The organism is Nonomuraea sp. NPDC050547 (genome assembly GCF_044457345.1).
GTDB lineage: Bacteria > Actinomycetota > Actinomycetes > Streptosporangiales > Streptosporangiaceae > Nonomuraea.
This window is the reverse complement of sequence record NZ_JBITGW010000003.1, coordinates 232,262-245,217: the sequence shown is the minus strand read 5'-3', so window position 1 is coordinate 245,217 and position 12,956 is coordinate 232,262. Positions and strand designations below refer to the sequence as shown.

The window sequence follows — 12,956 nt, the reverse complement described above, 5'->3', positions numbered from 1 at the left end:
CGCTCCCGTGCGGAGCGCGCCCTGACCGGCTCAGGTCAGTGACGAGTAGGCCACCACGCCGCGGCGCATCGCGTCCATCGCCTTGCCCGCGGTCGCCTTGACCTTGCTGTCCTTCGGCGCCGCCGCGCCGAGCTGGCTGAGCAGGTCCATGAGCTGCTTGATCCACCGGACGAAGTCGCCCGCGGCCAGCTCGCCGCCGTTGACGCCGTCGGCCAGCACGGCGTCCAGGCTGTGCCCCTTGGTCCAGCGGAAGGCCGCCCAGGCGAAGCCCAGGTCGGGCTCGCGGATCGTCTGCAGGGCGTGGTCGTTCTCGATCGCCTCCAGCTCGCCCCACAGCCGCACCATCTTGGTCAGCGCGTCCTGGGCGCGCCCCGCCGGGATCTTGGGACGGCGGGCGTCGTCGGCCTGGCGCGACTCGAAGACCAGCGCGGACACGCACGCCGCCAGCTCGGCCGGGTCGAGCTCCTCCCACAGCCCCTGGCGCAGGCACTCGGCCGTCAGCAGGTCGAGCTCGGTGTAGAGGCGGCCCAGACGGCGGCCCTCGTCGGTGACGCTCTCGTCCTCCAGGTAGCCGAGCTGCTCCAGCACCGCGCAGATGCGGTCGAAGGTGCGCGAGATGACGTGGGAGCGCCCCTCGACCCTGCGGCGCAGGCCCTCGGTCTCGCGCAGCAGCTTGTAGTAGCGCTCGGCCCAGCGCGCGTGGTCCTCGCGCTCGTCGCACCCGTGACACGGGTGCTGGCGGATACGGCGCCGCAGCTCGTTGATCTCCTCGTCCTCCACCGCGTGGTCGCGGGCGCGCTGCGGCTTGCCCAGATCGCGGTCACCGATCTTGGCCAGCAGCGTGGAGACGAGGTTGGCGCGCTCCTTGGGCGCGCGCGGGTTGAAGTTCTTGGGGATGCGCAGCTTCTCGATCGGCTCGACCGGCACCGGGAAGTCGGCCGGGTCGAGCTTCTTGACCTGCTTGCCGATCGTCAGCACCAGCGGGCTCGGGCCGTGGCCGCGCGGGTTGCGCCCCGGGTCGAGCACGATCGCCAGCCCCGCCCGGCGCCCGCCGGGCACCCGGATGACGTCACCGGGCTGCAGGGCCTCCAGCGACTTGACCGCCGCCGCCCGCCGCGCGGCGCCGCGCTCCTTGGACAGCTCCGCCTCGCGGTCGGACAACCGGCGGCGCAGCGCCGCGTACTCGGGGAAGTCGCCCAGGTGGCAGGTCATGGCCTCCTGGTAGCCGTCGAGCGCCTCCTCCTGCTTGCGCAGCTGCTTGGCCAGCCCGACCACGGCCCGGTCGGCCTGGAACTGGGCGAAGGAGGCCTCCAGCAGCGTCTTGGTGCGCTCCCTGCCGAACTGGCCGACGAGGTTGACGGCCATGTTGTAGGAGGGCTGGAAGCTCGAGCGCAGCGGGTACGTGCGGGTGCCCGCCAGCCCCGCCACGGCCAGCGGGTCCATGCCCGGCTGCCACAGCACGACGGCGTGGCCCTCGACGTCGATGCCGCGCCTTCCCGCCCGGCCGGTCAGCTGCGTGTACTCCCCCGGCGTGAGGTCGGCGTGCGTCTCGCCGTTCCACTTGTCGAGCTTCTCGATGACCACGCTGCGGGCGGGCATGTTGATGCCCAGCGCCAGCGTCTCGGTGGCGAAGACCGCCTTGACCAGGCCGCGCGTGAACAGCTCCTCGACGACCTCCTTGAAGGCCGGCAGCATGCCCGCGTGGTGGGCGGCCAGGCCGCGCTCCAGGCAGTCGCGCCACTCCAGGTAGCCGAGGACGGCGAGGTCCTCGTCGGGCAGGTGGGCGGTGCGCTCGTCGACGATCTGGCGGATCTCGTGCTGCTCACGCTCGGTCGTCAGCCGGATCCCGGCGTACAGGCACTGCATGACCGCGGCGTCGCAGCCGGCCCGGGAGAAGATGAAGCTGATCGAGGGCAGCAGGCCCTCACTGTCGAGCTTCTCGATGACCTGGGCGCGGTCCGGCGGCCGGGAGCGCTGCGGACGGCCGTAGCCACGCCTGCCCTTGCCCTGGGTGAGGCGCTCGGCGTCGCGCGTGACCCGCATGAGCGTGGGGTTGATGCGCGGGGTGAGCTCGTCGGTGATGAACAGGTCGTAGATCCTGTTGCCGATCATCATGTGCTGCCACAGCGGCACCGGGCGGTGCTCGTCGACGATCACCGTGGTGTCGCCGCGCACCTCGCCCATCCACTCGCCGAACTCCTCGGCGTTGGAGACCGTCGCCGACAGCGCCACCAGCCTGACCGACTCGGGCAGGTGGATGATGACCTCTTCCCACACCGCGCCGCGGAAGCGGTCGGCCAGGTAGTGCACCTCGTCCATGACGACGAAGCCGAGGCCGGACAGCGTGGACGAGCCCGCGTACAGCATGTTGCGCAGGACCTCGGTGGTCATGACCACGATCGGGGCCTCGCCGTTGACGCTGTTGTCGCCGGTGAGCAGGCCGACCTTGGCGGTGCCGTACCTCTTGACCAGGTCGTTGTACTTCTGGTTGGACAGCGCCTTGATCGGGGTGGTGTAGAAACACTTCATGCCCATTTCCAGGGCGATGTGCACGGCGAACTCGCCGACGACCGTCTTGCCCGATCCGGTGGGGGCGGCCACCAGGACCCCGTCGCCGGCCTCCAGCGCCCGGCAGGCGTCGAGCTGGAACTCGTCGAGCTCGAAGTCGTACAGTCCACGGAACGACCTGAGGGCCGTACCGTCGTCCCCGAATTTCTCGCGGAAGGCCGCGTAGCGCTCCGCTGGCGTCGTCATACCGATCAGCCTACCGAAACCGCCTTTCCGGTCAGGCCAGGTAGCCGCGCGGCCGGGGTGGACTCTCCCATGGCAGGAGAGCCCATGCTGGTCCGCATGATGCTCCACGACATTTCCCCGTACGGCACCGCCCACTGCGAGACCAGCGCCCTGGGCGTGCTGCTGCGCCACCAGGGCGCGGACCTGTCCGAGCCCATGCTCTTCGGCCTGGGCTCCGGGCTCGGCTTCATCTACTGGCAGGGCTTCGTCGGCGGCCGGATCAAGCCCATGGAGCTGACCCAGAACCTGGCCCGGCGGCTCGGCCTCGACCTGGTGGTGCGCGAGACCGGCTCGGCCCGCAAGGGCTGGGAGAACGTGCGGGCGGCGCTGGAGTCCGGGCTGCCGGTGGGTCTGCAGCTCGACAGCTACCACCTGGAGTACTTCAGCGCCAAGGTGCGCTTCGGAGGCCACGTGGTGGCCATGTACGGCTACGACGACGAACGCGCGTACCTGGTGGACACCGGCCAGCAGGGCGGCGCGGTGACCACCAGCCTGGAGAGCCTGGCGGCGGCGCGGGCCGAGCGGGGGCCGATGACCGCCCGCCACCTGTCCTTCACCCTCACCGGCCGGCCCGGCGACCTCGCCCCCGTGATCGGCCCGGCCGTCCGCGCCAACGCGGCCGAGTTCCTGGCCGCGCCCATCGCCAACTTCGGCCACCGCGGGATCGCCAAGACGGCCGATCTGGTGGAGCGGCTGCCGCCGGAGACCGGCATGCTGATGGAGCGCGCGGGCACCGGGGGCGCGTTGTTCCGCAACCTGTACCGGGACTTCCTGGCCGAGTGCCTGACGATCGCCGACGACCCGGCGCTGCGGCGGGCGCACACGATGTACGCCGAGATCGCGCCGAGGTGGAGCGCGGTGGCGGAGCTGCTGACCGACGGCAAGGCGCAGGACGCGGCGGCGATCCTGCGGGAGCTGTCGGAACGGGAGAGGGCCGCCATGGAGACGCTCGCCACCGTGGCGATCTGACGGCGCCTTTACAAAGTAGATCAGGTGAGGATGTGGAGGGCGCCGGGCTCGATCCGGCAGGTGACCGGGGCCGGGCCGACGCGCTCGCCGTCGGCGTAGGCGACCACGTCCGGCGCCTCAAGCGTGACCGTGCGGACCCGGTGGATCGAGACCGCCGGATGCCGCACGTGCGTGCCCCGGTACACGCTGGGGAACACCCGCAGGAACTCCCCCTTCGACACCGCCCGCAGCACCATCACGTCCAGCAGCCCGTCGTCGGGCCGCGCGTCCGGGCAGACCCGCATGCCCGCGCCGTAGGAGCTGGTGTTGGCCACCGACACCAGCATCGCCTCCCGCTCGATCACCTCGCCGCCGTCCAGCGTCACCCGGAACGGGATCGGCCGGAACGTACGCAGCTCCTCCACCAGCGCCACCAGGTACTTCGCCATGCCCGGCGGCCACGTCCGCCGGTTGGCCCGCTCGTTCACCCGGGAGTCGAACCCGCAGCACACCACCCCGGCGAACCACTCCCCCACGCCGTCGCCGGCATCGATCCAGGCGGCGTCGGCCCGCCGGGGACGCATGCGCAGCACCACGTCGGCGGCGGCCAGCGGGTCCTTGCGCGGCAGGCCGAAGGCGGCGGCGATGTCGTTGCCCGTGCCCGCGGGGATGATGCCCAGCGGCACGCCGGTCCCCGCCACGGCCTGGACCGCCAGGTGCACCAGCCCGTCACCGCCGAAGGCGACCAGGGCGTCGGGGCGTTCGGCGGCGGCCGTACAGGCTCGGGCGAGGGCGTCGGCGGCGTCGTCGCCGACGATCACCGACACGTCGGCGCCCCCGTCACGCAGACGGCGCACCACCGGCTCCAACAGGCGCACGGTACGGCCGCCGCGCGCGGCCGGATTCACGAGGAGGGCGAGTTGCACGGACACGCCCGGAACCTACCGGGGATTCGGGGAGGACACCAGATCAACCTGCCTCCGGGCTTGAGGCTGCGCCGCGCCTGACCTGCGCGAAACGGCCGGAAGTCTCCGGGCCGCGTTCAACGACAGGCTGGAGGGCATGGCGAACACCCCTGCTTTCCCCATGCCCCGCGACGCCCGCTGCCCCTTCGACCCGCCGCCGGGCCTGACGCTGCACGGCCCGGTCGCCCGCGTACGCCTCTGGGACGGCGGCACGGCCTGGATGGTCACCCGGCACGCCGACGCCCGGGCGCTGCTGGCCGACCCGCGCGTCAGCGTCGACGTCGCCGAGCCCGGCTTCCCGCACACCAACGCCGTCAGCAAGGCGCGCGACGCCCGCATGAAGACCCTGATGCAGATGGACGCGCCCGAGCACGTCACCCACCGGCGGCTGCTGACCGCCGACTTCACCGTCAGGAGGATGGAGGCGCTGCGGCCCAGGATCCAGGAGATCGTGGACGGGCTCATCGACGCCCTGCTCGACGGCCCGAAGCCCGCCGACCTGTTCGAGGCGTTCGCGATGCCGGTGCCCTCGCTGGTGATCTGCGAGCTGCTGGGCGTGCCGTACGCCGAACGCGGCTTCTTCCAGCGTGTGGCCGGCGAACTCGTCATGGACGAGGGCGACCCCGCGCGCGCCCTGGCGGCCAGCGAGGAGCTCCACGCCTACCTGGAACGCCTGGTGGACCGCAGACGGGCCGAGCCGGGCGAGGACGTGCTCAGCCGGCTGGCCGTCGAAGGCGTGCTGAGCCGCGCCGAGATCGCGACGACGGGCCAGCTGTTGCTGGTGGCGGGGCACGACACGACCGCGAACATGATCGCCCTCGGCACCGCCGCGCTGCTGGCGAACCCCGCACAGCTGGCCGCGGTGCGCGACGGTTCCGTCGCGCCGGCCGTCGCGGTCGAGGAGCTGCTGCGCTACCTGTCGGTCACGCACACCGAGGCGCGCCGCGTCGCCCGCGAGGACATCGTGGTCGGCGGGCAGCTGATCCGCAGGGGCGAGGGGATCATCGTGGTGAAGAGCACCGCCAACCGGGACCCGTCGGCCTTTCCCGGGCCGGACGCCCTCGACGTGGGCAGGGACAGCAGCCACCACATCGCGTTCGGCTTCGGGCCGCACCAGTGCCTGGGGCAGCCGCTGGCCCGCGTGGAGCTGCAGGTCGTGTTCGGCACGTTGTTCCGCCGCGTGCCCACGCTGGCGCCGGCCGTACCTCTGGAGCGGCTCGAGTTCAAGGAGCAGGCGGTCTTCTACGGCGTGCGCGCGCTGCCGGTCACCTGGTGAAGGCCGTGATCACCGCGGGTCGGGGCCGGTCTCCATGTCGGTGTTGTCCGCCGTGACGTCCGCGGGGGTGTCCAGCGGCGAGGCCTCGTCGTCGTCCAGGCCGGAGTAGTCCTCCGTCGCGGGCAGGCGCCGCTCGCGCAGGAACATCACGAACTCGGCCAGCGCGAACAGGATCAGCATCGGCACGGTCAGGGCGAGCATGGTGAAGACGTCGCCGCCGGGCGTGATGATCGCGCTGAAGACGAAGAGCAGGAAGACGATCAGGCGGCGGTGCTTGGCCAGCGTCGCCCGGGGCAGCACCCCGATGATGTTCAGGAAGACCATGAGCAGCGGCACCTCGAAGGAGACGCCGAACACCAGCAGCATGATCACCCAGTAGCTGAGGTACTCGTTCATCTCGATGAACGGCAGCGCGCTCTCGGGCATGAACGACAACAGGAAGCCGAGGCCGGTGTCCATCACGAGGTAGGCGAAGGCGGCGCCCACGAGGAACAGCGGGACGGCGATCGCCAGGAACGTGACGGTGTACTTCTTCTCGTTGCGGTAGAGGGCCGGCGTCACGAACCGCCAAACCTGGTACAGCCACACCGGAGAGGCGGCCACCAGACCGAAGAGCGCGGCGACCTGCAGGTTGACGAAGAAGGACTCGAAGACGCCGCGCACGGCGAACGTGCACTCGGGCCGCAGCTGCTGGGAGATCTTCAGCGAGCAGTACGGCTCGGCCATGAACTTCCAGATCGGATCGAAGAAGATCAACCCGACGATGGTGGTCACGGCCAGGGCGAGGACGGAGATGACGATGCGGTTGCGCAGCTCACGGAGGTGATCCATGAGCGGCATGCGGCCCTCGGAGTCCTGAGGTGCCTCGGAGCCCTCGGAGCTCTCGGAGCTCGTCCGTTTGAGCAGCGCCATGTGCGGTCCTCGTCCGTGTGTTGGGGGTCAGGCCTGCTTGTCGGCTTGGGCGTTGGCACGCAGCCGGGCGGCCTCCTCCTCAAGGCGGCGGGCCTGCTCCTCCGGCGTCAGCGGGGGCACGGCCGGCGGGATCTGCTGCGGGCTGACGGGCGCGGCCGGCTGCTGCACGGTCTGCCCCTGTACCACCGTGGTCTTGGAGTCGTCGTCGTCTTCCTTGCGCAGGTCGCTGGTCTCAGCCTTGAAGATGCGCAGGGACCGGCCCACACCGCGGGCGAGGTCAGGGAGCTTCTTGCCGCCGAACAGCAGGAGAAGCACCACGATGATGACGATCCACTCAGGTCCGAAGGACATGGAAAACTTCCTTTAGTGCGAGCGAGAGGCTTTCTCAGCCACGATCGTACGCTGCTCGGGGCCCAGACTCATCCCTCCACGGCCTTGTTCATCCCGATTTGACCCCGCAGGCGTTCCTCGGCGGGCGAAATCCGGGCCTCGGCAAGGGTGAGTTCCCTGCTCAGCTCGCGTGCCGCGGACAGGACCCGCACCCCCGCGGCCACCAGCACGGCGATGCCCGCGACCCCGAGCCCGATCGCCACGAAGATCCACGTCATGACCGGTGAGCGTACAGGGCCAGGGCGCGCTCGGCCTCCTCGCGCACCCGCTCGGCCATCGCCTCGGGGGCGGCCACGCGGCCGGTGTCGCCCAGCCGCAGCGCCAGCTTGAGCACCCAGTCCTCGTCACGGGCACGCAGCGCGATGCGTAGCCGGCCCTCGCCCAGCTCGGTGACGCCCTCGACCGGGTAGTACTCCGCCACCCACCGCCCGGCCGCGCTGACCTCCAGCTCGACCAGCTCGTCGGTCGGCGAGGGCCGGAAGACGCCCTGGGTGACGTCGATCGGCTCGGCGTCGGCGGGCGGGTCGGCGGGCACGTCCAGCACGTCGACGCCCACGACGCGGTCGAGGCGGAACAACCGCATCGCCTCGGCGCGGTAGCACCAGCCCTCCATGTAGGTGCGGCCGTCGACGACCATGACCCGGGTGGGGTCGACCTCGCGCGGGGTCACCTCGTCGCGGCCCGGCACGTAGTAGCGCAGCGACAGCCGGCGCTTCCTGTTGAGCGCGTCGCGCACCCGGGGCAGCGCGTCCGGGGCGGCGTCGACGTCCACGGCGACCTGGCTGCTGACGGCGGCGGCGCCCTCGCCGGCGGCTCGCTCCAGCTTGGCCACCACGCGCGGCAGCGCGTCGCCGGGCACCTCGGCGAACTCCGGCATCGCGCCGAGCATCCGCAGCGCCACCAGCAGGGCGCTGGCCTCGTCGATGCCCAGGCGCAACGGCCTGGCGATGGTGTCGGCGTTGTCGATGACGATTTCGCCGCCGTCCCAGGAGACGTCGATGAGGTCGCCGGGGGTGTGGCCGGGCAGGCCGCACATCCACACCAGCTGCAGGTCGTCGATGAGCTGCTTCTCGCTGAGGCCGAACACCTCGGCCACCTCGCCGACCTGCGCACCCGGGTGCGACATCAGGTACGGCACGAGCGACAGCAACCTCGGCAGCCGATCCGCGCTTCCGCTCACGACCGAGCCCCCTTCACGATGCCCGACAGCATGACCGACCAGACCACGCGGCTCATGCCAGCGCTCCCTTCAACCGCCGGATGACCGCCTCGCGCGCGTCGGGCGGGTCCAGGAGCTCCACGTCGGAGCCCATGCTGGCGATCCAGCCCGCCAGCCGTTCTGGGTCGGAGAAGCCCAGCTCCACCTCGTCCCATCCGCCGCCGCCCGCGCGGGTGACGGAGGCGAGCTGGCGCAGCCCCTCTCCCGCGCCCCGCCGTACGCGCAGGGTGGCCACGCGCTCCTCCATCGGCTCCTCGGGGAAGCCGATCATCTCGCGCACGTCGACGCCCGGCGGCACCTCGACCGCGCCCGTCCTGCCCACGGCGGCGACCTGGCCGATGATGCGGCTGAGGCGGAAGGCGCGCGGCGCGTCGCGGTCGCGGTCGAAGCCGGCCAGGTACCAGCGGCCGCGCCGGCTGACCACGCCCCACGGCTCCACGGTGCGGGTGCGCACGTTCTCGCTGCCGGCGCTGCGGTAGTCGAAGCGGACCACGCGCCGGTCGCGCACGGCGTCCCAGAGCGCCGGGAAGGCGGGGTCGCGGGTGTCGACGCGCAGCTCCAGCGCCCCGCCGCCGGCCGCGTCGGTGGCCACGCCGCCCGCGCGCAGCTTCAGCAGCGCCCCCGAGGCCGCCTCGGCGAGGCTGGCGCGCTGCCACACCTGCGCGGCCAGGCCGAGCACCGCGGCCTCGTCGGCCTCCAGCGTGATCTCGGGCAGCTCGTAGGACTGGCGCTCGATGCGGTAGCCGGGCTCGTCCTCCCACGGGTCGCGGACGACGTCGATGGGGATGCCGATCTCGCGCAGCTCGTTCTTGTCGCGTTCGAACATGCGCTGGAACGCCTCGTCGCCGTCGCGGTCGTAGCCCGGCACGGCCTGGCGGATCTGCTCGGCCGACAAAGGCCGGCGCGTGGCGAGCAGGCAGATCACAAGATTGAGCAACCGCTCGGTCTTACGGCGCGACATCTGCCCTCACTCCTCCTGTGTTCGACGCTACCCTGCCCTGGTGATCAGATGGCGCATGGGCGAGGTGACGCGGATCCGGCGCGAGTGGCCTGGGGCGGTGGAGCTCGACGTCGCCGTTCCCGAGGGTGAGTGCCGGGCGCTGGCCTACCCTCCCCTGGTGGGCCGCCCGGAACCCGGCGACGAGGTGCTGCTCAACACGACGGCACTCGCGATGGGTCTCGGTACGGGAGGTTACGCCATGGTGGTGGCCGTCCCGAACAGATTGCCGGAAGATCCCACCGGTCCCGGTCACCTCGTGAAGGCTCGCTACACCCCGCTGCAGGCCACGGTGCTGGGCGCGGACGAGCAGGATTCGCCCTACCACGAGCTTCTGCGCGAGGCCGACTCGCTGGACGGCATGCCGGTCGTGGTGGCCGACCTGCACTCGGCGCTGGCGCCGATCCTGTGCGGCCTGTACGCCGCGCGCCCCGGCGTGCGGGTGGCCTACGTGATGCTGGACGGCGGCGCCCTGCCCGCCTGGTTCTCCATGTCGTGCGCGAAGCTGCGCGAGATCGGCTGGCTGAGCGGGGTCGTGACGGTGGGCCAGGCCTTCGGCGGCGACGTGGAGGCGGTCACGACGCACACCGGGCTGCTGGCGGCCAGGCACGTGCTGGAGGCGGACGTGGCCGTCGTGACCCAGGGCCCCGGCAACCTCGGCACGGGCACGCGGTGGGGCTTCTCCGGCGTCTCGGCGGGCGAGGCGGTCAACGCCGCGGCCGTGCTGCGCGGGCGGCCGGTGGCGGCGCTGCGGGTCAGCGAGGGCGACAGGCGCGAGCGGCACGTGGGGGTCTCCCACCACTCGCTGACCGCCTATGGGCGGGTGGCGCTGGCCCCCGCGCAGGTGCCGGTGCCGGAGCTGCCGGGGGCGTTCGGGGAGCGGGTCAGGGACCAGGCGGAGATGCTGGCCGTACGGCACGAACTGGTGGCGGTGCCGGTCGAGGGCCTCCATGAGGCGCTGAGCGCCGCGCCCGTGCGGTTGTCGACGATGGGACGCGGGCTGGAGGAGGATCTGGCCTATTTCCTCACCTCAGCGGCGGCGGGCCGGCATACGGCAGGCCTTCTGGGGTAGACGCGGGCTCCGACCTGAGGCGTAGACGGATCAGCCCTGAGTGTGATGACGCTCACGCCTGGACGCGAGAGCGTGGAGGCATGACACGCACACGCATCGGGGCGGGCGTCGTGCTTGCCGTCGCGGCACTGCTGCTGGCGGCCTGCGGGAACGGACCGGCCCGGGGATCAGGCACCAGCGCGTCACCGTCGCCGCCGCCGTCGGCGACGGCTTCGCATGGAGGGCACGGACTGCACGGTTCTGCCACCCCGGCGCCGGCCGCCCCGCTGCGTGCGGGTGAACGTTTCGTGACGGCGACCATGCCCAGGCCGTACAAGCCCGAGCCGGCGGCCGGCGGCACCGACGTCTACCGGTGCTTCCTGATCGACCCCGGCCTGGCCGGGGCCGACGCGTTCCTGACCGGCACCCAGTTCGCCGCCCAGAACACCGACGTGGTCCATCACGCGATCCTGTTCTCGGTGGCGCCGGAGGCGCTGGCCGAGGTGAAGGAGGTCGACGCCAAGGACGCGGGCGAGGGCTGGACCTGCTTCGGCAACGCCGGCGTGGACCGCGCGGCCTGGATCGGCCACTGGGCGCCCGGCACCGATGAGGTGCTGCTGGATCCGAAGCTCGGCTATCCGATGGCCAAGGGTGGCGCGCTGGTCATGCAGGTGCACTACAGCACGCTGGCGCTGGACGGGAAACCGGCCGGCACCGACCAGTCGAGCGTGCGGCTGCGCCTGGCGTCGGGCACGCGCACGCCGCTGATGACGGCGCTGTTCCCCGCGCCGACCGAGCTGCCGTGCACCGCGCGGGAGAAGGGCCCGCTGTGCGAGCGCGAGGCGGCCATCCAGGACGTCGGCGAGCGCCTCGGGCGCGCGTCGGCCACGCAGGCGGGGGCGCTGCTGGAGCAGTGCGCGAAGGGCAAGGTCAAGCCGGGCCCCACGCAGCACTGCGACCTGACCTCGCCGGCAGCCTTCACGCTGCACGCGCTGGCCGGGCACATGCACCTGCTGGGCCGTTCGATCAAGGTGGAGCTCAACCCGGGCAAGGCGGGCGGGCGCACGCTGCTCGACGTGCCCGAGTACAACTTCGACAACCAGGCGCTGCAGCCGCTGCCCGAGCCGGTGGCGGTCAAGAAGGGCGACACGATCCGGGTGACGTGCACGCACGACGCCTCGCTGCGCGCCCAGCTGCCGCTGCTGCAGAAGCTCCCGCCGCGCTACGTGGTCTGGGGCGAGGGCACCCAGGACGAGATGTGCCTGGGCATCGCGGTCGCCTCGTAGAAGTCCTTGAAGGTGAACGCCTCGGGGCCGGGACCTTCGGCCCTGAGGCGTCGCAGCCGTTCGAAACCCTCCGCCGTCGTGGGCAGCTCCCCCACGGGAATCCACCACATCACCGCGTACGGCTCCGCGATGTGCTCGAACCACTCCCGGCGCCGCCGCAGGTAGTCCAGGTGGCCGGAGCGGTAGACGAAGTTCCACAGCGTCTCGCGTGACTCCCACACCGACAGCGTGGTGGCGAGGTAGTCGTCGTGGTCGTAGCTCAGCAGTTCCCTGGGGTCCTCGTCGTTGGCCCGCATCCGCCACACGAAGCCGGGCGCTGCGTCGGCGAGGGCGTTGACGGGTTCCAGTCCGTCGATGAAGTCGGCGATGCGGGGGTCGTCGGCGGGGGCGAGCAGGCGGGCGACGTTCATCTGTGCCAGGTGCATGGGCTTCACCTCACCATGCCCGCACTTCTATGTCAATCTTCATTTGTTTTAGAAGATCCGGCGAGGGTGACGCAGCACTCCCCCGGCCGGGGATCGAGCGCGGCCAGGCCGGGATCGCCGCCCATGCCCTCCAGCAGCCCCTGGCACAGGGCCAGGTTCATCGCGCACACCAGCACCGGCTGCTCCTCCGACAGCGTGTGGAAGGGGCAGTTGCGCATGCGCAGGACGCCGCCGTCGGTGTACGGCTCGTAGCCCCGCTCGCGCAGCACGGCGGCGACCGGCTCGCCCCGGCGGCCCCGGCCCAGGCGCTCGCCCGCCCGGCGCGCGGCCGTCTCGGCCCGATCCTCGGCGCCCAGCGTCCCGACCACCTCGGCCAGCAGGCCGGCCAGCACGCCGTAGTCGCGCGGCGGCAGGCTCACCGACCGCTCGGTCTTGGCCCGCCGGTAGACCTTGGCCGGCCGGCCGCTGCCGGGGCCCTTCTTGTCCGGGGCGCGAAAGCCCGCCTCCAGCAGCCCGACCTCGACCAGCTTGTCGAGGTGGTGGGCGGCCAGCGTGCGGGAGACTCCGGCGGCCTCGGCCGCCTCCGCCCTACCGACCTCGCCGCCCCGGGCCACGACGTGGTCGTACAGGGCCCGCCGTACCGGGTCCTGCAGGTGCGCCAGCGCGTCGAGGTCGTCGTTCACGCCCGCGAGTC

General features: G+C 72.0%; 13 protein-coding genes. 4 read left to right on the top strand and 9 right to left on the bottom strand.

Annotated elements, in window-relative coordinates; all coding sequences use genetic code 11:
- Window positions 1-30: 30 nt before the first annotated feature.
- Window positions 31-2,754: a DEAD/DEAH box helicase gene (locus tag ACIBHY_RS08705; protein ID WP_397108062.1), complete on the bottom strand. Its 2,724-nt coding sequence runs from the start codon at window positions 2,752-2,754 to the stop codon at window positions 31-33.
- Between the two features lie 84 nt (window positions 2,755-2,838).
- Between ACIBHY_RS08705 and ACIBHY_RS08700 the strand changes: the two genes are divergently transcribed.
- On the top strand, window positions 2,839-3,762 hold the full coding sequence (locus tag ACIBHY_RS08700; protein ID WP_397306331.1) for a BtrH N-terminal domain-containing protein: 924 nt from the start codon (window positions 2,839-2,841) through the stop codon (window positions 3,760-3,762).
- A 20-nt stretch (window positions 3,763-3,782) separates the two neighbouring features.
- Here ACIBHY_RS08700 and ACIBHY_RS08695 read toward each other — a convergent pair whose 3' ends face one another.
- Complete coding sequence (locus ACIBHY_RS08695; protein ID WP_397249930.1) at window positions 3,783-4,673, bottom strand: diacylglycerol kinase; 891 nt, start codon at window positions 4,671-4,673, stop codon at window positions 3,783-3,785.
- A gap of 130 nt (window positions 4,674-4,803) precedes the next feature.
- On the opposite strand from ACIBHY_RS08695, the gene ACIBHY_RS08690 reads away from it, so the two are divergent.
- Complete coding sequence (locus ACIBHY_RS08690) at window positions 4,804-5,982, top strand: cytochrome P450 (RefSeq protein WP_397306330.1); 1,179 nt, start codon at window positions 4,804-4,806, stop codon at window positions 5,980-5,982.
- A 9-nt stretch (window positions 5,983-5,991) separates the two neighbouring features.
- Here the strand turns inward: ACIBHY_RS08690 and tatC are convergent, their stop codons facing one another.
- The 5 genes from tatC to ACIBHY_RS08665 all read right to left on the bottom strand — a co-directional run bounded on the left by tatC (window position 5,992) and on the right by ACIBHY_RS08665 (window position 9,464).
- Window positions 5,992-6,894, bottom strand: coding sequence for a twin-arginine translocase subunit TatC (gene tatC / locus ACIBHY_RS08685; protein WP_397249934.1), 903 nt, complete (start codon window positions 6,892-6,894; stop codon window positions 5,992-5,994).
- A gap of 27 nt (window positions 6,895-6,921) precedes the next feature.
- The gene (gene tatA, locus ACIBHY_RS08680; protein WP_379623553.1) at window positions 6,922-7,245 is read right to left on the bottom strand and encodes a Sec-independent protein translocase subunit TatA; all 324 of its coding nucleotides are present in this window, start codon (window positions 7,243-7,245) and stop codon (window positions 6,922-6,924) included.
- A gap of 68 nt (window positions 7,246-7,313) precedes the next feature.
- Complete coding sequence (locus ACIBHY_RS08675) at window positions 7,314-7,502, bottom strand: hypothetical protein (protein ID WP_397249936.1); 189 nt, start codon at window positions 7,500-7,502, stop codon at window positions 7,314-7,316.
- Entirely contained in the window at window positions 7,499-8,464 is a 966-nt protein-coding gene (locus ACIBHY_RS08670) for a helix-turn-helix transcriptional regulator (protein ID WP_397249938.1), read from the bottom strand. Before ACIBHY_RS08670 ends, ACIBHY_RS08675 begins: the two co-directional genes overlap by 4 nt.
- A 52-nt stretch (window positions 8,465-8,516) precedes the next feature.
- The gene (locus ACIBHY_RS08665) at window positions 8,517-9,464 is read right to left on the bottom strand and encodes a helix-turn-helix transcriptional regulator (protein WP_397249940.1); all 948 of its coding nucleotides are present in this window, start codon (window positions 9,462-9,464) and stop codon (window positions 8,517-8,519) included.
- A gap of 40 nt (window positions 9,465-9,504) precedes the next feature.
- Here ACIBHY_RS08665 and ACIBHY_RS08660 point away from each other — a divergent pair, with 40 nt between their 5' ends.
- On the top strand, window positions 9,505-10,572 hold the full coding sequence (locus ACIBHY_RS08660) for a DUF3866 family protein (RefSeq protein WP_397306329.1): 1,068 nt from the start codon (window positions 9,505-9,507) through the stop codon (window positions 10,570-10,572).
- 80 nt (window positions 10,573-10,652) lie between these two features.
- Window positions 10,653-11,837, top strand: coding sequence for a monooxygenase (locus tag ACIBHY_RS08655; protein WP_397249942.1), 1,185 nt, complete (start codon window positions 10,653-10,655; stop codon window positions 11,835-11,837).
- On the opposite strand, the gene ACIBHY_RS08650 is transcribed toward ACIBHY_RS08655, so the two are convergent.
- Window positions 11,774-12,262, bottom strand: a complete 489-nt coding sequence (locus tag ACIBHY_RS08650; protein WP_397249944.1) for a DUF3291 domain-containing protein — start codon at window positions 12,260-12,262, stop codon at window positions 11,774-11,776. The two genes, ACIBHY_RS08655 and ACIBHY_RS08650, sit on opposite strands and share 64 nt — an antisense overlap.
- Window positions 12,263-12,294: 32 nt before the next feature.
- On the bottom strand, window positions 12,295-12,945 hold the full coding sequence (locus ACIBHY_RS08645) for a helix-turn-helix transcriptional regulator (RefSeq protein WP_397306328.1): 651 nt from the start codon (window positions 12,943-12,945) through the stop codon (window positions 12,295-12,297).
- Between the last annotated feature and the right edge of the window lie 11 nt (window positions 12,946-12,956).

Coding starts and splice junctions, on each gene's coding strand:
- ACIBHY_RS08655 (WP_397249942.1), top strand. CDS start 10,653: ATGACACGCACACGCATCGGGGCGGGCGTCGTGCTTGCCGTCGCGGCA.
- ACIBHY_RS08650 (WP_397249944.1), bottom strand. CDS start 12,262: ATGCACCTGGCACAGATGAACGTCGCCCGCCTGCTCGCCCCCGCCGAC.
- ACIBHY_RS08665 (WP_397249940.1), bottom strand. CDS start 9,464: ATGTCGCGCCGTAAGACCGAGCGGTTGCTCAATCTTGTGATCTGCCTG.
- ACIBHY_RS08700 (WP_397306331.1), top strand. CDS start 2,839: ATGCTGGTCCGCATGATGCTCCACGACATTTCCCCGTACGGCACCGCC.
- tatA (WP_379623553.1), bottom strand. CDS start 7,245: ATGTCCTTCGGACCTGAGTGGATCGTCATCATCGTGGTGCTTCTCCTG.
- ACIBHY_RS08690 (WP_397306330.1), top strand. CDS start 4,804: ATGGCGAACACCCCTGCTTTCCCCATGCCCCGCGACGCCCGCTGCCCC.
- ACIBHY_RS08675 (WP_397249936.1), bottom strand. CDS start 7,502: ATGACGTGGATCTTCGTGGCGATCGGGCTCGGGGTCGCGGGCATCGCC.
- tatC (WP_397249934.1), bottom strand. CDS start 6,894: ATGGCGCTGCTCAAACGGACGAGCTCCGAGAGCTCCGAGGGCTCCGAG.
- ACIBHY_RS08705 (WP_397108062.1), bottom strand. CDS start 2,754: ATGACGACGCCAGCGGAGCGCTACGCGGCCTTCCGCGAGAAATTCGGG.